Source organism: Halalkalibacter alkalisediminis (assembly GCF_028610705.1).
In the GTDB taxonomy this organism is placed as follows: domain Bacteria; phylum Bacillota; class Bacilli; order Bacillales; family Bacillaceae_D; genus Halalkalibacter; species Halalkalibacter alkalisediminis.
Genome location: NZ_JAQQWT010000002.1, coordinates 81,053 through 102,239, shown reverse-complemented (window position 1 = coordinate 102,239; position 21,187 = coordinate 81,053). Strand labels below are relative to the sequence as shown.

General features: G+C 36.6%; 22 protein-coding genes and 2 pseudogenes. 17 read left to right on the top strand and 7 right to left on the bottom strand.

From position 1 onward, the window contains the following. Positions 1 to 55: 55 nt before the first annotated feature. From pflB to PQ474_RS26310, 8 genes are all read left to right on the top strand, one after another. Positions 56 to 2,284, top strand: a complete 2,229-nt coding sequence (gene pflB / locus PQ474_RS03010; RefSeq protein ID WP_273840464.1) for a formate C-acetyltransferase — start codon at positions 56 to 58, stop codon at positions 2,282 to 2,284. 85 nt (positions 2,285 to 2,369) lie between these two features. Then, positions 2,370 to 3,098, top strand: a complete 729-nt coding sequence (pflA, locus tag PQ474_RS03005; protein WP_390186637.1) for a pyruvate formate-lyase-activating protein — start codon at positions 2,370 to 2,372, stop codon at positions 3,096 to 3,098. A gap of 587 nt (positions 3,099 to 3,685) precedes the next feature. Beyond that, entirely contained in the window at positions 3,686 to 4,972 is a 1,287-nt protein-coding gene (gene hcp, locus PQ474_RS03000; RefSeq protein ID WP_273840462.1) for a hydroxylamine reductase, read from the top strand. Positions 4,973 to 5,832: 860 nt separating this feature from the next. After that, positions 5,833 to 6,111, top strand: coding sequence for a LysM peptidoglycan-binding domain-containing protein (locus PQ474_RS02995; RefSeq protein WP_273840460.1), 279 nt, complete (start codon positions 5,833 to 5,835; stop codon positions 6,109 to 6,111). Positions 6,112 to 6,425: 314 nt separating this feature from the next. Beyond that, the gene (locus PQ474_RS02990; protein WP_273840459.1) at positions 6,426 to 6,917 is read left to right on the top strand and encodes a CBO0543 family protein; all 492 of its coding nucleotides are present in this window, start codon (positions 6,426 to 6,428) and stop codon (positions 6,915 to 6,917) included. An 80-nt stretch (positions 6,918 to 6,997) separates the two neighbouring features. Further along, a complete protein-coding gene (locus PQ474_RS02985) occupies positions 6,998 to 8,665 on the top strand; it encodes a ribonuclease J (protein ID WP_273840457.1) in 1,668 nt (555 codons plus the stop codon). Positions 8,666 to 9,092: 427 nt separating this feature from the next. Then, positions 9,093 to 9,260 (top strand): hypothetical protein, encoded by a 168-nt coding sequence (locus tag PQ474_RS02980; RefSeq protein WP_273840455.1) that lies wholly within the window; start codon positions 9,093 to 9,095, stop codon positions 9,258 to 9,260. A gap of 311 nt (positions 9,261 to 9,571) precedes the next feature. Next, a complete protein-coding gene (locus PQ474_RS26310; RefSeq protein WP_337956312.1) occupies positions 9,572 to 9,757 on the top strand; it encodes a DUF2500 domain-containing protein in 186 nt (61 codons plus the stop codon). 157 nt (positions 9,758 to 9,914) lie between these two features. Here PQ474_RS26310 and PQ474_RS02970 read toward each other — a convergent pair whose 3' ends face one another. Then, complete coding sequence (locus tag PQ474_RS02970) at positions 9,915 to 10,271, bottom strand: YhjD family protein (RefSeq protein ID WP_273840453.1); 357 nt, start codon at positions 10,269 to 10,271, stop codon at positions 9,915 to 9,917. A 118-nt stretch (positions 10,272 to 10,389) separates the two neighbouring features. On the opposite strand from PQ474_RS02970, the gene PQ474_RS02965 reads away from it, so the two are divergent. After that, entirely contained in the window at positions 10,390 to 10,599 is a 210-nt protein-coding gene (locus tag PQ474_RS02965; RefSeq protein WP_390186640.1) for a hypothetical protein, read from the top strand. Between the two features lie 47 nt (positions 10,600 to 10,646). Here the strand turns inward: PQ474_RS02965 and PQ474_RS02960 are convergent, their stop codons facing one another. Further along, positions 10,647 to 10,826 carry an H-type small acid-soluble spore protein gene (locus tag PQ474_RS02960; RefSeq protein WP_273840450.1) on the bottom strand — a complete coding sequence of 60 codons (180 nt, stop codon included), beginning with the start codon at positions 10,824 to 10,826 and terminating at the stop codon, positions 10,647 to 10,649. A gap of 261 nt (positions 10,827 to 11,087) precedes the next feature. On the opposite strand from PQ474_RS02960, the gene PQ474_RS02955 reads away from it, so the two are divergent. Next, complete coding sequence (locus tag PQ474_RS02955; protein ID WP_273840447.1) at positions 11,088 to 12,269, top strand: TraB/GumN family protein; 1,182 nt, start codon at positions 11,088 to 11,090, stop codon at positions 12,267 to 12,269. Between the two features lie 57 nt (positions 12,270 to 12,326). Here the strand turns inward: PQ474_RS02955 and PQ474_RS02950 are convergent, their stop codons facing one another. Then, a complete protein-coding gene (locus PQ474_RS02950; protein WP_273840445.1) occupies positions 12,327 to 12,716 on the bottom strand; it encodes a VOC family protein in 390 nt (129 codons plus the stop codon). Positions 12,717 to 12,998: 282 nt separating this feature from the next. On the opposite strand from PQ474_RS02950, the pseudogene PQ474_RS26530 reads away from it, so the two are divergent. The 4 genes and pseudogenes from PQ474_RS26530 to PQ474_RS26520 form a co-directional block, all read left to right on the top strand. Then, positions 12,999 to 13,298 (top strand): annotated as a pseudogene (locus PQ474_RS26530) (LLM class flavin-dependent oxidoreductase); the annotation flags it as partial. Between the two features lie 129 nt (positions 13,299 to 13,427). After that, positions 13,428 to 13,601, top strand: coding sequence for a hypothetical protein (locus tag PQ474_RS26525; RefSeq protein WP_390186643.1), 174 nt, complete (start codon positions 13,428 to 13,430; stop codon positions 13,599 to 13,601). 50 nt (positions 13,602 to 13,651) lie between these two features. Continuing rightward, positions 13,652 to 13,915 (top strand): hypothetical protein, encoded by a 264-nt coding sequence (locus PQ474_RS02940; protein ID WP_273840444.1) that lies wholly within the window; start codon positions 13,652 to 13,654, stop codon positions 13,913 to 13,915. 128 nt (positions 13,916 to 14,043) lie between these two features. Continuing rightward, positions 14,044 to 14,127, top strand: coding sequence for a putative holin-like toxin (locus tag PQ474_RS26520; RefSeq protein WP_390186695.1), 84 nt, complete (start codon positions 14,044 to 14,046; stop codon positions 14,125 to 14,127). 227 nt (positions 14,128 to 14,354) lie between these two features. Here the strand turns inward: PQ474_RS26520 and PQ474_RS02935 are convergent, their stop codons facing one another. Continuing rightward, positions 14,355 to 15,314 (bottom strand): calcium/sodium antiporter, encoded by a 960-nt coding sequence (locus tag PQ474_RS02935; RefSeq protein WP_273840442.1) that lies wholly within the window; start codon positions 15,312 to 15,314, stop codon positions 14,355 to 14,357. A gap of 182 nt (positions 15,315 to 15,496) precedes the next feature. Here PQ474_RS02935 and PQ474_RS02930 point away from each other — a divergent pair, with 182 nt between their 5' ends. From PQ474_RS02930 to PQ474_RS02920, 3 genes are all read left to right on the top strand, one after another. Beyond that, a complete protein-coding gene (locus tag PQ474_RS02930; protein WP_273840441.1) occupies positions 15,497 to 16,264 on the top strand; it encodes an SDR family oxidoreductase in 768 nt (255 codons plus the stop codon). Positions 16,265 to 16,402: 138 nt separating this feature from the next. Then, a complete protein-coding gene (locus PQ474_RS02925; protein WP_273840439.1) occupies positions 16,403 to 17,125 on the top strand; it encodes an MBL fold metallo-hydrolase in 723 nt (240 codons plus the stop codon). Then, complete coding sequence (locus tag PQ474_RS02920) at positions 17,126 to 17,701, top strand: TetR/AcrR family transcriptional regulator (RefSeq protein ID WP_273840437.1); 576 nt, start codon at positions 17,126 to 17,128, stop codon at positions 17,699 to 17,701. It begins immediately after the preceding gene. Between the two features lie 129 nt (positions 17,702 to 17,830). Here the strand turns inward: PQ474_RS02920 and PQ474_RS02915 are convergent. From PQ474_RS02915 to xerS, 3 genes and pseudogenes are all read right to left on the bottom strand, one after another. After that, positions 17,831 to 19,242, bottom strand: a pseudogene (locus tag PQ474_RS02915) (SLC13 family permease). A gap of 197 nt (positions 19,243 to 19,439) precedes the next feature. Next, positions 19,440 to 19,811 (bottom strand): rRNA methyltransferase, encoded by a 372-nt coding sequence (locus tag PQ474_RS02910; protein WP_273840436.1) that lies wholly within the window; start codon positions 19,809 to 19,811, stop codon positions 19,440 to 19,442. 289 nt (positions 19,812 to 20,100) lie between these two features. Further along, the gene (gene xerS, locus PQ474_RS02905) at positions 20,101 to 21,186 is read right to left on the bottom strand and encodes a tyrosine recombinase XerS (RefSeq protein ID WP_273840433.1); all 1,086 of its coding nucleotides are present in this window, start codon (positions 21,184 to 21,186) and stop codon (positions 20,101 to 20,103) included. Position 21,187 lies beyond the last annotated feature (1 nt).

Below are 21,187 nucleotides of genomic sequence, written 5' to 3'. Positions count from 1 at the left end.
GATACTCGGTCCAATCAAAAACAAATCTGGAACCTGATGAAAGAAGGGACTTAATATGAAAGAATCTTGGAAAACGTTTAAAAAAGGAAAATGGGAAGTAAGTATTGATGTACGTGACTTTATTCAACGTAACTATACATTATATGAAGGAAATGAACGATTTTTAGCTGAACCAACAGAGAATTCAAACAAGCTCTGGGCGCAAATTATGGATTTAACAAAGCAAGAAAGAGAAAATGGTGGAGTTTTGGACATGGATACGGCACTAGTATCTAGCATTGTATCTCATGAACCAGGATACTTAAATAAAGAACTAGAACAAGTAGTAGGACTTCAAACGGATGAGCCTTTTAAGCGTTCGTTACAACCATATGGTGGGATTCGTATGGCAGTCGACTCTTGTAAATCTTATGGGTATAAAGTAGCCCCAGATGTAGTCGATACATTCTCTAAATACCGTAAAACACATAATCAAGGAGTTTTTGATGCATACACAACTGAAATGAAATTAGCTCGAAAAGCTGGGATCGTCACAGGGCTACCAGATGCTTATGGTCGTGGAAGAATCATTGGTGACTATCGCAGAGTAGCACTTTACGGTATTCATTACTTAATTGAACAAAAGCAAAAAGATCTAGAATCAACTAGCAGTGTGATGTCAGAAGCGGTTATTCGAGATCGCGAAGAAATCTCTGAACAAATCCGAGCATTGCAAGAATTAAAAGAAATGGCTACGTCTTATGGGTTTGACCTATCAGAACCAGCTCAAACTGCAAAAGAAGCATTCCAATGGGTGTACTTCGCCTACCTAGCCGCAATTAAAGAACAAAACGGAGCAGCCATGAGTTTAGGAAGGACTTCAACCTTCTTAGATATTTATATTGAACGAGATATAAAAGAGGGTCGATTAACAGAAGTAGAAGCGCAAGAGCTTGTTGATCATTTTGTGATGAAACTACGTCTTGTTAAATTTGCTAGAACACCAGATTATAATGAATTGTTTAGTGGAGACCCAACATGGGTAACTGAATCAATCGGTGGTGTCGGTGTCGATGGAAGGCCGTTAGTGACAAAAAATTCGTTCCGTTTCTTACACACACTTGACAACTTAGGTCCGGCTCCAGAGCCAAATCTAACTGTACTTTGGTCGAACCAACTTCCTAAAGGATTCAAAGATTATTGTGCAAACATGTCTATTAAAACAAGTTCGATTCAATATGAGAATGATGATTTAATGAGATCTCATTACGGAGATGATTACGGTATTGCTTGTTGTGTAAGTGCAATGAAAATTGGAAAACAAATGCAATTTTTCGGCGCTCGTGCAAATTTAGCCAAAACCCTTTTATATGCAATTAACGGTGGAATCGACGAAAAGTTAAAAATGCAAGTTGGGCCTTCATTTGCACCTATCACAAAAGAGTATTTAGAGTATGACGAGGTATTAGATAAATTTGATAAAGTAATGGATTGGTTAGCCGGATTGTATATGAATACATTAAACGTCATTCATTACATGCATGATAAATATAGTTATGAGCGCATTGAAATGGCTCTACATGATAAAGAGATTGTTCGTACAATGGCTTGCGGAATTGCTGGACTATCGGTAACAGCTGATAGTTTAAGTGCGATCAAACATGCAAAAGTAAAAATTATCCGTGATGAGAATGGAATTGCTGTTGATTATGACATTGAAGGAGATTATCCGAAGTACGGAAATAACGATGCGCGCGTCGATGATATTGCGGTATGGCTTGTGAAGACATTCATGGATAAATTGAAGAAGCACCAAACGTATCGCAATGCCGTTCCAACAATGTCTGTATTAACGATTACTAGTAACGTTGTCTACGGTAAGAAAACAGGAAATACTCCGGATGGACGAAAAGCTGGGGAGCCATTTGCACCAGGCGCTAACCCATTGCATGGTAGAGATAAAAAAGGAGCACTTGCATCACTAACATCTGTCGCTAAGCTTCCGTATGAAGATTCACTAGATGGAATATCAAACACATTTAGCATTGTACCTAAGGCATTAGGAAAAGAAGAGCAAGATCAAATTACAAATCTGGTAGGTATTCTAGATGGCTATGCGAAACAAGGCGGGCATCACCTTAATATCAACGTGTTTAACCGTGAAACCTTACTAGACGCAATGGAACATCCAGAAGAATATCCACAATTGACAATTCGTGTCTCTGGTTATGCCGTGAACTTTATTAAATTAACGCGCGATCAGCAGATTGATGTCATTAACCGGACATTCCATGAATCACTATAGGTTGTATTTTTAAAAAATGATGGAGGATACAACTCCCAGATCTTATCGGGGGTTGTATATCCCATTTTGAAAAAGAGGGGTTATTATGATAGGGAAGGTACATTCAATTGAGACATGCGGAACCGTAGATGGTCCAGGGCTGCGCTACGTAGTTTTTATGCAAGGCTGTCTACTGCGGTGTCAATATTGTCACAATCCAGATACTTGGAAAATTGGTGAAGGAAAAGATATGTCTGTTGATGAAATTATCAATGATTTAGAGCACTATCTTCCATACTTCGAAAGTAGTAACGGTGGAATTACAGTCTCTGGCGGGGAACCACTATTACAAATGGATTTTCTAATTGAACTGTTTACAAAGTGCAAAGAACGAGGAATTCACACGACCATCGATTCATCAGGTGGCTGTTTTCAAGAGCATCCTGAATTTCTAAAGAAATTAGATCGCTTACTAGAATTAACAGATTTAATTTTATTAGATATTAAGCATATTGATTCAAGCAAACACCAAGCGTTAACTGGCATGAAAAATGAACATATCTTAAAGTTTGCTAACCATTTATCTACCAAACATGTTCCGATCTGGGTCCGTCACGTATTAGTACCTGGAATAAGTGATGATACAAATGACTTGCACGCATTAGGTGCATTTATTGCAGAATTAGATAACGTAGAACGAGTCGAGGTACTTCCTTATCATAAATTAGGTGTTTATAAGTGGAAGGAATTAGGATTAGACTATGCCTTAGAAGAGGTAGTGCCACCAACGGAAGAGAACGTTCTTGAAGCAAGAAAATTGCTTCAAATCAGATAGATAAGCCATTGAGATGTATATCTCAATGGCTTTTTGTAGTGTGCCTAGCATGTCTAACAGCTAGGTGGTGAATGTCCACTACAGGTTTGAAAGCGGGAACTGTTAGAGAATGGCAAGGGTGTCTAGGGTGAGCTAGAATCTGAAGGAAGCTGGACGCAAAATCTCTGGACAACGGACAGAAATTTTTATAAGGCTGACTGGAGACGGACGAGTTTCCTATAGAAAACGAAGTCGAACACTGCCCGAATCTCCTACAGTAAATCCAGTATCTTCTAGAGGAAAGTGGTTAGGCTTACCCCCAGGGTTTTCGAGATAAAGAAATTTTTCAAGAAAACAACGACTCAGTGATGAGCTCGTGAACGGTAAGAAGTACCGCCAAATACGGAACCGTACGTACGGTGGTGTGAGAGGTCGGAGGCTAGACGCCTCCTCCTACTCGATTTTGTTGAACAATACATGGACCTTTTAAGTGCGAGAATGAAAATATTGGTTAAAATGTGATGAATGTCACAGATAATCAAGTAAGAAGTATTTAAAATACATCTTATAAAGAGAAAAATGAATGAATGAATCGGAGGCGATGGAGAATGTTCTGTCATCAATGTGAACAAACCCCAACAGGAGGCTGCCAAATTATTGGTGTCTGTGGGAAAAATGAAGATATTGCAAGTTTACAAGATACAATGGTTTTTGCTTTGAAAGGAATTGCTGCTTACGCGACACATGCCAGACAACTAGGTTACTCAGATCCAGAAGTTGATGCTATTACACATGAAGCACTTTATATGACTTTAACAAACTCTAACTTTAATCTTCAAGAACACATCGACATGGCAATGAAGGTAGGTTCAGCAGCGGTAAAAGTCATGGAGTTGTTGGACGAAGCGCACACATCTAGATTGGGAGTTCCTGAACCTGTAACCGTTTCACAAAATAATGTCGAAGGAAAGGCGATTATCGTAACAGGTCATAACTTATTTGCATTAGAAGAATTATTAAAGCAAACAGAGGGGAAAGGCATTAATATTTATACCCATTCAGAAATGCTGCCAGCACATGGATACCCTGAATTAAAGAAATACTCTCATCTAAGAGGAAACATCGGAAAAGCATGGTTTGATCAACGACGTCTATTTGAGAAATTCAAAGGAGCTATATTAGCTACGACCAACTGTGTTATGCCTATTAAAGGAACGTATGCCGACCGTTTCTTCTCTTATGATATTGCAGGACTTGAGGGCGTAGAGAAAATTGTTAATGATGACTTCTCACCATTAATTGAGAAAACACTTTCTTTACCAGACGCGGATATGAAGAGTGAAGAACAATTAACAACCGGTTTTCACCATAATACCGTCATTGGAATTGCTCCAGAGATTGTAAATGCCGTTAAAGCAGGGAAGATTCAGCGATTCTTCGTCATCGCTGGTTGTGACGCACCTGGACCTGCTGGCAATTACTATCGTGAGTTAGCAACGACACTCCCAAATGATACAGTCATTTTAACGACTTCTTGTGGAAAATTCAGATTTAATGACCATGATTTTGGTACAGTGGCTGACACGGGCATTCCACGTTACATTGATTTAGGTCAGTGTAACAATTCCGTATCTACCGTAAAAATTGCACTTGCGCTAGCAGAAGCTTTTGATTGTGAAGTGAATGAATTACCGGTGAGCATTGTTTTATCTTGGTTCGAACAAAAAGCTGTAGCGATTTTATTAGGGCTATTCAGTTTAGGAATTAAAGATGTACGAATTGGACCAAAGCCACCTGAATGGATTACACCTGGAGTACTCGGTGTCCTGCAAGAAGCTTTTGATTTGAAGTTAATTACTACGGTAGAGGAAGATATGAAGGCGATGCTACAGTAAGGATGATGTAACGTCTGATATAAACGAGGTTCGTTTTGAAAAAATATCACAATCTCGTGTACGACTAATACGGACTACAGATAAGATTCATGCTAAAAAAACGCTAAAAAGAAGAGAGATAATCCGAGGCCGCTGAAAAAGCCCTTTTTAGTAGATTCGAGAAGCGGCAATGGCTCCACACGTTGCTTAGATATCATTGACAAAGGTTAAAACCATTCCTTTTTCAGTGACCTCGATAACTCTCTCTTCTTTTTAAATACTTTTACATCATAAAAAAAGACGTCCATAGGACGTCTTTTTATGCGTATTGCGGCGAGAGACAGCACTCCACATTTGTGCATTGCCTAAAGGCGCGTCAATCTCGTCTTATGCAATTTAGCTCATCGCTAGATTAGTATACCACTATTTATTTTGAAAGAGAAGCTGAAATTTTTGTTAAATCTTTATTTATTCATTAACAAGAAAAATGTTGGAAGCAGGTAAACCCCTTACTGTTTCGAAGGAGGATTTTATTAGTTGCTAATTTTATTTTAATAAACATCAACTTAATAGGCCCATGAACCAAAAGTTCAAGGGCCCGTGCATTTACAAAACGACTGCACGTGTTGTTTGTTAACATGAACAAGTAATTAAATTACTCATCACCGCCAACAAGATTTTCAACTGTACCTAGATTTCCAAGTGCACCAAGAATTCCTTGCAGGACACCAAGTAATTGTTGAACTTGATCTTGAGTTAGGTCACCCGGAGAACTTACCCATCATTCCAACCTCCTTTCCATAAAGCTAATTCTAAGCACATTTGTAAAATTAAACACATACACTAGTTTGAATTTACATCTTTTGAGGAGGAGACAACTGATGCATACGGTTCAACCTGGAGAAACACTGTGGAGTATCGCAAATCGTTATGGTGTGACACTTCAAGAGCTTATGTTTTTGAATGCAATTACAAATCCAAACCTAGTTTATATAGGTCAAGTGCTTAGGATTCCTCGTTTTCCCCCAACACCTGTACCACCGACACCACCTGCACCACCAACAGGTATACCACAGCGTGTTACACGTTTAGAAACACAAGTTGAGGATTTAACAAGAAGGGTTCGTCGTTTAGAGTTTGGTCGTCAATCTATTGAATAATAGAAAAAATAAATCCTTCCTAATAACGAATCGTAGTATGTAGTATGTAGTATTAGGAGTAGACTTCTTTAACTAATTATTACTCATGATGATATAACTTATATTGACCATAAGATTTAATCATTAAAATAGATAAGTTATTAAGAATGTTACTTTCATAAAATTTTATGATATCTAAGTGAAACCTCTTGCCATGTACTCGATTTATGAGAGTGTAAAGGTGAGAGGTATGTTTTGATTTTAAATGTAAGAATCGTTTAACTATGTATGAGTCATCAAAAAAAGGCATCTTATAAAACGGAGGTGTTAGGTACGTGGAAAGAGGAATAGAGCGTTCATTTCTATTGATTACAACATTTATCGGAGTAGTTTTGTTGCCTTTTGCAATTGGGAAACGCCCATTAAAAGATTGGATTATAGTTTATCTTGTTAGCTGCATTGGCAACTCCTTTGCTGATCGTTTACTTGTTTCTAAAGGATATTTAAAATACAAAGTAAGACCTTTCCGAAAGAAACTTTCTATTCATTTACCATTTGATTATATACTTTACCCTTTATTCTTGCTTTACTTCAATCAATGGACATTAAACAGCAAGCCCTCTGCTATCATCTTAAAGCTTTTTGCTATGACTATCCCACAAGTTATTATTGAGACCATCGCTGCTAAAAAGACAGATTTGATAACTTGGAAAAAAGGGTGGGGATGGCAACAGTCTTTTGTAAGTTTAGCCATTAAATTTTTAATGTGTCGAACTATTATTGCTTGCATTAGAATTTTAAACAAAAAAGAGAATTCAATTACGTAATCAACTCAGTCTTAATTGAATTTTTCTAGATAATGGTTCAAGAACAAGGACATACTATCGGTAATATTTCATAAGGGAGGATGGTAACCTTGAGTACTTTATCTGTTTACGCCTTAGGTGGCTTACATGAGATTGGAAAGAATATGTATGCAATTGAGTCAGCTAATGACATTTTGATTATTGACTGTGGGAATAAGTTCCCAGATGAAAACTTATTAGGCGTTGACTTGATTATTCCCGATGTTACATATTTACTTGAAAACAAAGAAAAAATCCGAGCTTTAATTGTTACACATGGACACGAAGATCATATAGGAGGCATTCCTTTTTTATTAAAAAAAATCAATGTTCCTGTTTACGCAACTCGTTTCACTCTTGGTTTAATTGAGTTAAAGTTAAAAGAACATAAGTTACTGAGGGAAACGGAACTAATTGAGATTAATCCGAATTCAAATTTAACTTTTGAAGAGTTGAATGTAAGTTTCTTCAAAGTAACACACAGCATCCCAGATTGTTTGGGAATTGTCTTTGATACACCCGAGGGGAAGGTCGTGCATACGGGTGATTTCAAATTTGATTTAACGCCCGCAAAAAATGAGCATTCGGACATTCATAAAATGGCTGAAATCGGCAAAGAAGGTGTCTTGCTCCTTTTGTCTGAAAGTACGAACGCAGAACGCCCTGGTTTAACCCCATCGGAACAAATGGTAGGAGAACATGTTGAGGAAGCTTTTATGAAGGCCGAGCGCAAGGTCATTCTATCAACTTTCGCTTCAAATATAAGCCGCGTTCAACAAGTCGTAGATGCTGCCCGTAAAACCAACCGAAAACTTGCGTTGCTTGGGCGAAGCATGGTCAATGTCGTGGAAGTTGCCATGAAGCGAGGCTATTTACAAGTTCCTGAAGGAATGTTAATTGATCAACAAGAAATCAATGAACTACCTCCTGAAAGAGTCGCTATCTTATGTACAGGTAGTCAAGGAGAACCTATGGCTGCTCTTGCGCGTTTATCGACTGGAAACTTCCGCGGTGTCGACATTTTAGCTGGAGACACGGTGATTTTTGCTGCTGGACCGATACCAGGGAATGAACGAAATGTAACAAAGATTGTTGATAATTTATTTACACTGGGTGCCCATGTAATTTACGGATCAGGAAGCACATCAGGTATGCACGTTTCAGGTCACGGCTATCAAGAAGATTTAAAATTGATGCTTACTTTAATAAAACCGAAATACTTTATTCCGATTCACGGTGAATATAGAATGCTACACCATCACCAATTATTAGCTGAATCTGTTGGTGTCGAACAAGGAAACACATTCATTTTAAATAATGGTGATGTTGTCGATATTCAAGAAGGGCTAGCACGTCAGACACGGAAAATCCCTACAGGCAATACCTATGTAGACGGAGTAGGTGTTGGAGATGTTGGAGAAATGGTGTTACGTGATCGAAAACAACTTTCAGAAGACGGCATGCTAGTGATTGTATTAACCATGAGTAAAGCCGAACGAAAAATGGTTTCTGGACCAGATACAATTACCCGAGGATTTGTGTATCAAGACTACGAGGATCTTAAAAAAGATGTGAATCGCCTTATTACCAAAACCGTTTCTGATCTACAAGAAGAGAATAGAAACCAATGGAAAGTAATCAAACAGCATATTAAAAAAGCAGTTGGACAATATTTGTTCGCCCAAACAAAGAAAAAACCTATGATCGTTCCTATTATTATTGAGATTTAACCGTACGCAAATCAAAAATAAGTAAAGACCGCATTCTGTTTCACAAATGGAATGCGGTCATTTATTTCACCTTTCGAAAATGGCCTGACTTACTGAGTTCTGAATCCAGAGATTTGCGTTGCGATTTTCTAAATCAGCGATCCATATATCTCCCTTGGTCTCTAACATTTCCCTTCTCACCCAAGTGATTTTGTTAATAGAAGGATACCTTGGTTGTTCATCACCAAACCCCTTAGGAGGAGAAGAAGTTTTTTAAAATCATTAATCTCCATAATGAACTCATTAGATCACCCCAGTTTTACTTTCCCACCTGTAGGAAAAATATGTTCGACGCTAGAAGGAGCAAAGAAAAGAAAAAGTTAACAACCATGAAGGAAGAGTGAATCATTTAGCATTAGGAAATAGTAAATGAAAAGGAGAGTGAATCATGATGACAACGAAAAAAAACAAAGAACGTAATGAGTCTTCTACAAAAGAACAAAAGGATTTGTTTGGATTAAATCCGGATGAAAGTTTATTGTCCGTTAAGTTTGCAACAACTGAAAACCGATTTTTAAATGAATATCCTCAATTAGAAAACCCAGATCAAGTGTAAGCCTGTAGGAAGAGATAAATCTCTTCCTATTTTTATGAAACTACCAAACTGGTAAAAATGTTTTCTAATTTGATGAAACCTTTTTAACACAACGACAGTTAAATAACAAGAGATAAAAAATGGAAGTGATGGTGAACTCAGGGTGAGTAAATTAGATCATGTTTAAGGGGAGTATAAATGGCAATTGATTCTTTTCCTATTATGGAAAGCCTTTTTCCCATTTTCTTTCTCATTATTTTGGGAATTGTCATTTTAATATAGTTAGTGGTGTTAAACAATGGAATTCCAATAATCAACAGCCTGTTTTAACAGTGCCTGTAAACGTAGTCGCGAAGCGAACGTCCGTTTGCAGGCGCCGACATCACCATAACGATCATCTTCACCATTCAACTTCGACTACATATTATATAACTTTTGAGGTAGAGAGCGGCGATCGTATGGAACTGAAGTTATCTGGTAAAGAATATGGACTTATGGCTGAGGGTGATGTGGGTTAGTTAACTTTTCAAGGCACTCGTTATAAAGAGTTTCAACGAGTAAGCTTAACTTGTTCAATCGTTTTGGATGTTTATATGGAAACGGGATGCGTGAAAGGAACGCATTCCATTTTTAATTATTTTATGTATGACACATGCCTGCTTGTTGCTTATCAAGTCATTCATTTTGCGGTGGATTTAAGTACTCGTTAATATAGGTTTCAACGCTTTGTTTCATTAAATGGGGGAAGAGCTTTTTTTCTTGACGGTAACCTCTGATCACAATTAAGTATAAACATAAGCCTTCTTTGATTCCTTCATTGTATATATAAATTCCTTTTTGCGACAATTGTCTTTTTACTTTTCCTAATTCCAAGCCAATTTTAATGATGGTCCTTTCCACTAATAGAAGATAAGGTCCGATAAATTTCAATTCAGCTTTTTTCAACTTTTCAACATCTCGCTCTAATACTTTTCTAACTAGAGGTAAGTAAATACCCTTTGTTATTAATTCTTCTTCATCTTTATCCCACATTCTTCAACCCCCTTTTATTATTATATAGAACTTATGTTCGTATTTCAACATTCGATTCATATAAATATGGCTATGAAGGCAAACTATAGACCAAATGATATTAATAGAGGTGATTGTCTTGGATAAAAAAAAGAAGAAAACATTTGATTTGCCAACGGAAGCTAACACTGGCGGAGAGATCGGAATTCGTACAGAACTAGATCCATATCATCCTTCAAATACGATTGATCGATACCCTGGAGATTCAGTTAACGAGCACAAGGATTTAGAAAAGGCTAATGAGCACTTTGCTGATGAAGAAATTAAGCAAATCAACGAAAATACATAATTCATTCAGAAAACACCGCTCATAAATGAGAGCGGTGTTTTTCAATATTAATGTTCGATTAAACTAGAAAGATTAACTTCTTTTTCATCCTGTGGATCATCTAAAGGGAAGATTCTTGCTGTTTCATTTTGGTCACTTACTTTCTGAATATATACTGGAATATCGTTATAAGTAACATTTGCCATAATAGGTGATTCTGAAATTTCGATTGCTCGTTGTTTAATCATCTGATTCCCTCCAATTCTTTTTCAATTCTTACTATTTGTCCAAACCTATATTCCTATTCAAGGATTTCATAAATCTCTTACGATGATCCAGGTCTATAGAAACAACAGAGATGATCTTAATTTGATGTGACATCTTGTATATTTTAAAGAATCGATACAATTTGATTGAAATTTTTCTCATTTTAGCTCATGATTGTATAAGCTATATGATTGTGTCATAGGGTTAAATAGATAAAGAATCTATCTAAGGGAAGGTAATTTATGTCAGAACAAGATAAGAACATTACGAGAATCCACATAGGGGATAAGGAATTTATTTTAATCGGTACTGCACATGTTTCAAAGAAAAGTGCAGAACAAGTAAAAGAAGTGATTGAGGCCGAGAGACCCGATGCTGTTTGTATCGAGTTGGACGAGCAGAGGTACCAATCAATTACAGACGGTAGAAAATGGAAAGATATGGATATTTTTAAGGTGATTAAAGAGAAAAAAGCTACTCTTCTTTTAATGAATCTTCTTATTTCTTCTTTTCAAAAACGGATGGCAAAGCAATTTGATATAAAACCAGGTCAAGAAATGATTCAAGGGATTGAATCAGCAAAAGAAATAAACGCAAATTTAGTTTTGGCGGATAGAAATATTCAAATTACTTTTGCGCGCATTTGGCATGGGATTGGTTTGAGCGGTAGAGCAAAGCTTCTTATGCAAATTATATACAGTGTTTTTAATAAAGAGGAAATCTCAGAAGAAGAACTCGAGAAAATGAAATCTCAAGACATGCTACACTCCATGCTTGATGAACTGACTGAGTCTTTTCCAAAATTAAAAGTACCATTAATTGATGAACGAGATCAATATTTAGCACAAAAAATAAAGGATGCTCCAGGGAAGAAGATTCTCGCTGTTTTAGGAGCTGCTCATGTTCCAGGGATCAAGGAAGAAATAAAAAAGGAACACAATTTAGATGCATTAAATAAACGTCCAAATAAATCAAAAGCACCTATGTTTATCGGATGGGCGATCCCATTCATTATTCTTGCCATCATTGGCTATTCATTCTGGGCAAATCCGGAAGTGGGTGTTAATTTAACAATGAGCTGGGTCATTTGGAATTCGCTATTTTCCGCGATTGGAGCTGCGATTGCCTTAGGTCACCCTCTAACGATATTAACAGCTTTACTCATTGCTCCATTTAGTTCCTTATATCCGCTCTTAGCTGCTGGATGGTTTGCTGGATTTGTCGAGGCCTATTTCCGTAAACCGAAAGTAGGCGATTTCGAAACCCTTTCAGAAGATGTTTTTACCGTTAAAGGATTTTGGAGTAATAAGGTCACTCGTATTTTATTAATCGTCGTCTTAACCAACTTAGGAAGTACATTAGGAACAATCATTGGCGGAGCTGATGTTGTTCGTATATTCATTCAGAATATATTTGGGGCATAATAAATTAAATAAAAACAAGGTGAGGACACAGAATCTCACCTTGTTTTTTTCTACTATTTATAGGTCTCTTTGATCTACATTTAATTCAATTAAATGCCCATCTGGATCTGTACAAAAGATTTGAGCAAACCCACTTTTGCTGTGGGGTTTCTCGAGGATTTCGATGTCATGCTTTTTCAACCAATGCAAAGCTTCGTGGTAATTTTCTACTCTTAAAGCAAAGTGACCTTCTCGACTGCTTAGTTTTTTATCATGTCGGATGGTTTGAGCAGTTGGAAATACAATAAGATGAAGTTGTTGTTGGCCGATTTCAAACCATGCACCAGCGAAATCAAAATCAGGACGTTCGATCTCTCTAAGACCCAAGACCTCACGATAAAATTCTGTTGATTTTTGTAAATCACTTACCGTTAAACTTACGTGATGAAGCTCTTTATATTTAATCAATTGATCAGCTCCTGTCAATGAATAGAATAAACTTATCATAACACAATGCCATTTGTTACGGTTTCCCAAAAAAATTAAGAATAAGGTTACAAAGGATTGCTAGAAAAAAGGTAGTAAGTCATGAAAATAAGCATTTTAAGTCAGGTCCCTATATCAACGAATCAAACGGCTTATGATGCCTTTAATGCTTCATTAAAATTAGCCCAAGCTAGAGAGCGATAGGGATTTACTCGTTATTGGGTTGCTGAACATCACAGTTTCCCCAATCTTGCTTGTTCTGCTCCTGAAGTTCTACTCGGCTACATTGGAACAAAAACTCAAAATATAAGGGTTCGTTCAGGAGCGATATTGTTACCTCATTATAAACCTTATAAAGTAGCTGAATTAGCGAATATGTTAGCAACCCTTTTTCCAGATAGAGTGGACCTAGGAATGGCTCGTGCTCCTGGAGGGTCTGTAGAAGCAACTGACGTGTTGTCAGACCATTTTTTAAAAGAAGTATGGAATATGCCAGAAAAACTTAAAGAATTGCTGTACTTTTTTGAAGGCACTCCCGAGCCGACCATCCAAATTCTAAGGTAGTTGCAACTCCACAACCAGTGATCGCGGCACAACCTTGGCTTCTAGGAACAAATAAGACGAGTGCACGACTGGCAGCTGAATACGGATTGCCCTATGCATTTGGTTTATTTATGAGTGAGAGTGAGAGTGATGGGAGAGAGATCAAAATTTAAAAAAACCATTATCGGTAGTCAATCGCAAGTGAAAAGAGAATTAGAAAACCTTATTGAACACTACAAAGTAGACGAAATCATGGTTATCACCAATACATTACAATTTGAAGATCGATTGAAGTCTTATGAATTATTAGCCAGTTGTTTATAGTCATTTTCTGATGTGGATATACTAAGTAATAAACTTCAGGAGTGGTTAGAATGCCTTGGGATGGGAAAATTATTTCAGGAGAATTTGATAAAGAAGTTAATGAATTTATTGTACAACAAGTAAAAAGTCAAACTACAAAATCGATACTCAATAAAAAACAAACGGATAAGCTTTATCGGTATTTAAAAAGTCATGAGAATGATAAGGATGGACAAGTCATTACTTTGTACGATCAAATGTTCCTTTCTTTGTCACAAGAAGAGCTCCAATCATTGATTCGTGACTTGGAAGAGATTCAATATATGTATCATTGATTCCAACGGTGGATACAAACATTTGTTTCTATGAATGGTATCTTTTGTGTTATAATAGTAGATGCAAATTGAATATTGCTTCTCAAGGGTGGAGGCATTTCATCCCCATGTGAAAGGGGGTGAGGCCAATGACCGTCTTCGAATCACTAATGCTTATGGTTGCTTTTGCAACACTAGTCGTTGTGATTATTACCGCAAAAGACAAAAAATAATCCACCCTTACTCTAGAGAAGCTGGGTGGATCAAGGCTTAATTGTATGATCTGCCGCCCCCTTGAAGGGCCGTTCTTTTGCAGAACCGATGGTGTTACCAGCACCGTCGGTTTTTTATTATATGCTGATATATAAGTTAAGTATACGTTTTTTTAGACATTAATGCAATTGCCATGTTCCATTTAGGCGAATCATTTTGAGCGATACACCAAGGAACGTACGCTCTGCTAATTTCTGATAACAATATAAACGAGGTACACGATATAAAAGATAGCTAAGATTAAGCCCTCCGATTTAGCCACTTTATATTTGGTTCTTGAAAAAACAAACAAGAAAACCGTTAAGATCAAAAGAACGATGACATCAAAAAATAACTTATCATTAACAGGAAGTGGAGAAATAATGGATGAAACTCCTAGTACAAATAGGATATTGAAGATGGAGCTTCCAACAATATTCCCCAATGCAATTTCACTCTGCTGCTTCATGGCTGCAGTTACTGATGTTATGAGTTCAGGTAGAGAGGATCCGATAGCAACAATAGTCAAACCTACTAGGGTTTCACTCATTCCAAAACGGAAAGCAATGTCTGTACTATTTTCTACCACTAAATATCCTCCGAAAATGATCGCCGCTAGACCAACAATGGTAATAAGGACATTTTTTCCCCATGTTCCAGTTTCTTCTGATTGTAAAGGAATGTCACTTGTTTGTTCGCGACTATTTCGAGCTGCTTCAATAACATAATAAAGAAAGATCGAAAAAAACAGCAAAAAGATAATTCCATCACTTCTAGTAATCATATTTACGTCCGTTACTTGAAGTCCTCGGTCGCTCATTAAAACAATTAATGCAACGGCAGATAAAAAAGCAAAAGGAATTTCTTTTTTTATTGTCGGCCTTTCGACTGATAAAGGAAATATAAAAGCTGTAACCCCAACGACCAACGAAATATTCAGGATGTTACTTCCGACAATGTTTCCTATTGTAACGTCAGCGCTTCCTTCTAATGCAGCAATAATACTAACCGTTGCTTCAGGTGCTCCTGTTCCAAAGGCAACAATCGTAAGTCCAACAATTAACGGTGGTACACGAAAGAGTGTGGCTATATTAGAAGAGCCATCAATAAAATAATCAGCCCCTTTAATTAATAGGGCAAATCCGACTAGTAATAAGAGATATACCATTCTTTCACCAGCTTTCTTGTAGTTACTTCTTATCTTTTACAGAAAACAACAATCTAATGATAGGTTTTTATCTAAATAAGTCGAATTACATAATGAAGAAATAAATTTGATACTCAGAAGGAACAGTGGGAAAGAACATCTCCTATGCCTTTTGGTATTTCTTTCATAAGGAGAAATCAATTATGAATCAAGAAAAAATTGCGATTATTACGGGTGTTAGCCGTCTTAAAGGAATTGGAGCCGCAATCTGTAAGGAGTTAGCCATGTCAGGTTATCACATTTTTTATACATATTGGACTGAATATGATCAACAAATGCCCTGGAGTATAGATTTAGATGAACCAAGTGCGTTAAAAAAAGAATTATTAAAAAATGGTGTTCAAGTTTCATACATGGAGTTGGATTTAATACAAGCCGATGCAGCTGATCGACTTTTACATGAAGTTACTGTGCAACTTGGTTGTCCTGATATATTAATCAATAACGCGGCATACTCAACTAGTAATGATTTTTCTACTGTCACATCGGAGGAGTTAGACAAACATTACATGGTCAATGTTCGCGCTACGACCTTGTTAAGTAGTAAGTTCGCTTTAGTATTTAATAAGAAATCTGGAGGAAGAATCATTAACCTTACTTCGGGTCAATTTCAAGGGCCGATGCCTGGGGAGCTGGCCTACGCTACAACAAAGGGAGCAGTTGATGCTCTAACTATCACACTGTCGGCTGAACTTGCACCTTTAGGAATAACGGTTAATGCTATCAATCCAGGTCCAACTGATACAGGGTGGATGACAGAAGAAATAAAAAATGAGTTAATAACAATGTTTCCTTTTGGGAGAATAGGTGAACCTAGAGATGTCGCAAGAACGATAAAATTTCTTGTTAGTGAAGAAGCAGCTTGGATTACAGGTCAGATTATTCATTCAGAAGGTGGATTTAAAAGATAAAGTAGCAACGGCTCTGTGCGAGGGCCGTTGTTTAAGAAAGCAGTTCTGCTTTATTTTTTTGTTGATAAACTAATCTAATTAGTTTATATTTATGACTAATGAAATTAGTTTATCAACGAGTGGGAGTGTGTTGCTATTATGAAAACGGTCCAACATCTACATCAGTTAACGTTTCTTGAACATCTATTTCCTGTAAATTGCTATTTAGTAGAAGAGGAGAGAGAACTGACATTAATTGATGCTGCTTTGCCTTATTCAGCTAAGTCTATTTTGAGTACAGCTTTAACAATCGGAAAACCAATCACTAGGATTGTTCTTACACACGGACATGAAGATCATGTGGGTGCCTTAGATCAATTAAAAAAACACATCCCTAATGCAAAGGTTTATATATCAGAAAGAGATTCACATTTGCTCGCAGGAGATCGTTCATTATTTCCAAATGAGCCAAATCTGCAGATAAGAGGTGGAGTTCCGAAGCAGATAAAAACAAAAGCTGATTTTTTCATAAAAGACAAAGATGTAATTGGCTCATTACTCTGTGTATCATCTCCAGGTCACACTCCAGGGCTAATGTCTTTTGTCGATACGCGTACAAATGCACTTATTGCGGGAGATGCATTTCAAACAAGGGGAGGGATTGCCGTTAGTGGTCATATGCAGTGGTTGTTTCCATTTCCAGCACTAGCCACATGGAATCGTGTTGCTGCGATTGATAGCGCCATTAAGCTAATGGAGCTCAACCCGACGCTGTTAGCCGTAGGTCATGGTAAAATGTTAAAAGAACCGATCGAAGCGATGAATAAGGCAATTGAAAAAGCAAAAAAGGACGTACAAATTGATAAGAAAAGAGCTGTTTAGATGTCTCCTAGAGTAGGTCTAGAAAAGAAAGTGATCTTAAAGGCAGCAGCCGACATTGCAAATACAGATGGCATTGATTCTTTAACGATTACAACTTTAGCCGTTAAATTAAACATAAAACCGCCATCTTTATATAATCACGTGAAAAACTTACACGACTTACGTAAACAACTAGCTGTTTACGGTCTTGAGCAACTATATTTTACGTTAAATGAATCTATAGAAGGTTTAAAAGGTGACAAAGCTGTCAAGGCACTAGCGTGGGCTTATGTTACATTCGTACGAACTCATCCAGGCTTGTATTCGATTTCATTGAGCGCACCTGACCCTGAAGATAAGACTTTGTATGAAGCAGGGGAGAGGGTAGTAACACTAGCGTTAGAAGCACTGGAACCGTTTGAATTCGAAAAAGAAGAAGCCCTTCACGTAGTAAGGGGACTACGAAGCATCTTACATGGATTCGCGTCATTGGAGCAAAATGGCGGATTTGGGTTAAATCTAAGCACCGATGAGAGCATGAGCTTACTATTGGATGCGTATTTGCTAGGCATTCATACAAAACAAAACCATTGTTAATTACATTATTAGATTCGACTCCATTCGGTAAATAAATGCTTAGGAAAGTCGAATCTAATTTTTTTGGTTGTTTTATGCGCTTACCCAGGAAATTTATAAATATTCTGTATTAACTCAATATATAGTTTTTTAGTGAATCACATGAGGCAACCATAAGTATACGGCTGCTACGATCACAAATATTGCAATTACATTCAATCGCCATCCAGTACTAATCATATCCTCAGAAGAGAGATATGATTAGTACTGGATTAGGAGGAGTTGAGACCGGTCATAAAGGCACAAGTAGAAGATAAAGCAACAATCGCCATTAATCCGGATGGTTCTACACTTAGTATAGTGGCTAATCCAATGGAGACGGGGATAAACATATTTGAAATAGCCGTATTAGACATGATTTCTGTCATAAATAGAACCGCTGTTGCAAAGATGAATAAAATCAATAAATAAGGATAATTGGATAAATGACTGAAATGTGCCCCAACCCAACTCGTTAAATTTGAGTCTATAAATGCCGATGCAATGGACAGCCCACCACCAAATAACAATAAAATATTCCACGGAATGTTCTTTAAATCCATCCAGGTTAATAAGGCTTGATTTCTTGAAGAGGGGATAAAGAAAAGACTTAGTGCTCCTATTAATGCAATACTCGAATCAGTTAAATGAAGGGGGATCATATCACTAAAAATCCACAGACATGCAGTTGCAAGAAAAACAAGAAAAATTAATTTCTCTTCTTTCGTCAAGGTTCCAAGTTGAGATAATTGCTTATGAACAAATGAAAGAGGGATGGAGGCGCTACGATTTATAGGAAATTGATTTATGATTAAGAGATATAACAACATTAACAACACTATAGTTACTGGAAATGCAAAGAGAAACCAAGTTGCAAACGAGATGTCTTGATGTAGGATTGAACTCATCACCCCCGCAAATACAGCATTAGGTACAGACCCAATTAGCGTAGCTAAACCACCAATGGATGCAGAATAAGCGACAATAAGTAACAAGGCTTTTGAGAATGATCGAAAGGATTGTTGATCAAATAAGTTTTTTTCTTTTACTTCTGATATTAAAGCTAGAGCAACAGGCAGCATCATCAGTGCAGTAGCAGCATTCGAAATCCACATAGACAGAAAAGCAGTTCCTAATGAAATCCCTAGTAAAATACGTTTACTGGTCGTTCCAATCACTAATAAGATCAACATAGCAATGCGTTTATGCAAATTCCATTTTTCGATTGCTAAGGCAATGGCAAAACCACCTAAAAACATTAAGACAAGAGGATTCATATAAGCGTTTGAAACCGCTTCGTAACTGGTTCCTCCAGTGACTGGCAACAGAATAAGGGGGAGAAGAGAGGTAAGTGCCATAGGAATTGGTTCTGTTATCCACCAAGTTGCAACAAATAAAGTCACAGCCAAAACAGCTCTAGCTTCATTAGGCAAATTCGTAATGGTTGGTAGAAAATAAACGAGTAATGCAAAAGAAGGACCAAGATATAAACCAATCCATTGTCTAGTTGAAAAATGGTTAATCAAAATCACCTGCAATCATCAATAAATTAGACAAGCTATATAGATATATACGTAGCTAAAATTAAGTTCATGTTTGATAAACTCAGATTATAATTTTTCCGTCTCAAAATAAAGAGTATACTTAGTTTTTGAGATGATTTTAATTGATTAGTTTTTGGTTCCAATAATATATGTTATGTTCGGGGCGTTCTAATAAATTATTCTATACGATGTTTGTAACTACTCTTTTTAATGTTTTCTAAATCAATAAAATTAACACTATATTCCAGCACATCATTGATATACATATTGTGTTTTTTCGCTAAGTCTTTTACACTATTCAATAATTCTCTATCATACGTCGTTTTGTATTGAATTCGGTCTTTAGGTCTAGATTCTTTATTAAAGTGAATCACTCCATCAGCAAGTACATTTTGTAACCCGCTTTCAATTAAGTAATTGGGGTAGCTATTATGCTCAATAGCCATTACATTTAATTTGTCAATTATCGCTTTACTGACATTCGTTCTAAACTTAACTCTCGAAGTATCTGTTGTATGGACTAATTTTCCGTCTGTTAATTTCCACATTTTAATTTCTCCTTAATTCATAGGTTTCGAATGCGTTCTTAAGATTCATAATGTGCAATATTGTCATTAGAAGGTAAAGATCTTTACTCTCAACCCAAACGCGAATATCGAATTTTTATTTTTCGTAGTTTCTTGGTTACCTCTCTACGTAAACTCCATCTAAAAAATGACAGAACTTCTTTTGCATAATCAATCTAAGAGTAAAAGATATAACTTAACCACATCACACAAACAAATGTTCTGCGTTGCAGTTTTTTATAAGAAGTAAACTTAGAAATACCCTAAAAGACTAAACATCATCTTTAGGTATATCCATCTTATCAACCGCATGTTTCAAATCATCATTGCTGATATGAGTGTATATCATCGTTGTTTGTATAGATGAGTGACCAAGTTGTCTCCTTAACTTCGGTACATCGTTAATCTCAGCGTGATACCTAGTCGCAAACGAATGTCTCAATTTATGAACAGATAAAGAGGGTTTACCAAAGGCTGTTGCGTATTTTTCAATTAATTTTTCTATAGAGCGACCTGTCAATCTTCTTAGTTTGCCTTTTGGACCCATTGCTGCTGCTACAAATAAGGCCTTGTTGGTTTTATCTATTTTATAGCGTTCAACACGGATTTTTAAGTATTCTTGAAGGTCATCCATGGCCAATTTACTAAAGTAGACGTACTGTTCTTTATTGCCTTTTCTAATGACTCGTGCGGTAAACTTGCTATGATCAATATCATCTAAATCTAAATTAACAACCTCAGAAAGACGTAATCCTGACCCTAAAATCAATGATACAATTGCAGTATCGCGTTCACGATTTAGTGTATGAAAATTAACTATTTTTTTATTATCTTTAAATAGCTGACCATATTCAAAAGCAATAAACTGCCGAAATGACTCATATTCATCTCCCAATAAGATTTTTCCTTCCATCTTATTGGCGATCGTTTCCATGCTATCCTTTAGCTCATTAAATTCAATTTTAGCCATTACATTTCGATTCAAGTACGGTTTTAAATCTCGAGTCTCAGCAATGTTTTGCAGGTAATTAAAGAGGGACTTTAACGCAGATAATTTACGATTTACAGTAATTTCTTTATTATTGAGTTGATATTGTAAAAAACTTAAAAATCCTTCGACTTGTTGAACAGTAAGTGATTCTAACAAATCAAGAGGAACATTTTTTATTTCGTCCATATGTAAATGTTCTGCATGTAGCCAATTGAAAAATATTTTATAATCATGAGCATAATTTAGTAAAGATGCCGCGGATAATTTTCTTCTTTTATGATGTATGTATTCCTCAACATACCAAGGTAATTCTTTAAGTAAGGTTTGAAGTTTTTTGTAATGTTGTTGTTGAGCATCGTTGGTCATG

Bases quoted from the DNA above. Each gene is read 5' to 3' on its own strand.
- PQ474_RS02935 (WP_273840442.1), bottom strand. From the start codon at position 15,314: ATGGTATATCTCTTATTACTAGTCGGATTTGCCCTATTAATTAAAGGG.
- pflB (WP_273840464.1), top strand. From the start codon at position 56: ATGAAAGAATCTTGGAAAACGTTTAAAAAAGGAAAATGGGAAGTAAGT.
- PQ474_RS02980 (WP_273840455.1), top strand. From the start codon at position 9,093: ATGATGACAACGAAAAAAAACAAAGAACGTAATGAGTCTTCTACAAAA.
- PQ474_RS26525 (WP_390186643.1), top strand. From the start codon at position 13,428: ATGGGAGAGAGATCAAAATTTAAAAAAACCATTATCGGTAGTCAATCG.
- PQ474_RS02920 (WP_273840437.1), top strand. From the start codon at position 17,126: ATGTCTCCTAGAGTAGGTCTAGAAAAGAAAGTGATCTTAAAGGCAGCA.
- PQ474_RS02925 (WP_273840439.1), top strand. From the start codon at position 16,403: ATGAAAACGGTCCAACATCTACATCAGTTAACGTTTCTTGAACATCTA.
- PQ474_RS02910 (WP_273840436.1), bottom strand. From the start codon at position 19,811: ATGTGGAAATTAACAGACGGAAAATTAGTCCATACAACAGATACTTCG.
- PQ474_RS02960 (WP_273840450.1), bottom strand. From the start codon at position 10,826: ATGATTAAACAACGAGCAATCGAAATTTCAGAATCACCTATTATGGCA.
- PQ474_RS02940 (WP_273840444.1), top strand. From the start codon at position 13,652: ATGCCTTGGGATGGGAAAATTATTTCAGGAGAATTTGATAAAGAAGTT.
- PQ474_RS02985 (WP_273840457.1), top strand. From the start codon at position 6,998: ATGGTAACCTTGAGTACTTTATCTGTTTACGCCTTAGGTGGCTTACAT.
- pflA (WP_390186637.1), top strand. From the start codon at position 2,370: ATGATAGGGAAGGTACATTCAATTGAGACATGCGGAACCGTAGATGGT.
- PQ474_RS02930 (WP_273840441.1), top strand. From the start codon at position 15,497: ATGAATCAAGAAAAAATTGCGATTATTACGGGTGTTAGCCGTCTTAAA.
- PQ474_RS02970 (WP_273840453.1), bottom strand. From the start codon at position 10,271: ATGTGGGATAAAGATGAAGAAGAATTAATAACAAAGGGTATTTACTTA.
- xerS (WP_273840433.1), bottom strand. From the start codon at position 21,186: ATGACCAACGATGCTCAACAACAACATTACAAAAAACTTCAAACCTTA.
- PQ474_RS02995 (WP_273840460.1), top strand. From the start codon at position 5,833: ATGCATACGGTTCAACCTGGAGAAACACTGTGGAGTATCGCAAATCGT.
- PQ474_RS26520 (WP_390186695.1), top strand. From the start codon at position 14,044: ATGACCGTCTTCGAATCACTAATGCTTATGGTTGCTTTTGCAACACTA.
- PQ474_RS02955 (WP_273840447.1), top strand. From the start codon at position 11,088: ATGTCAGAACAAGATAAGAACATTACGAGAATCCACATAGGGGATAAG.
- hcp (WP_273840462.1), top strand. From the start codon at position 3,686: ATGTTCTGTCATCAATGTGAACAAACCCCAACAGGAGGCTGCCAAATT.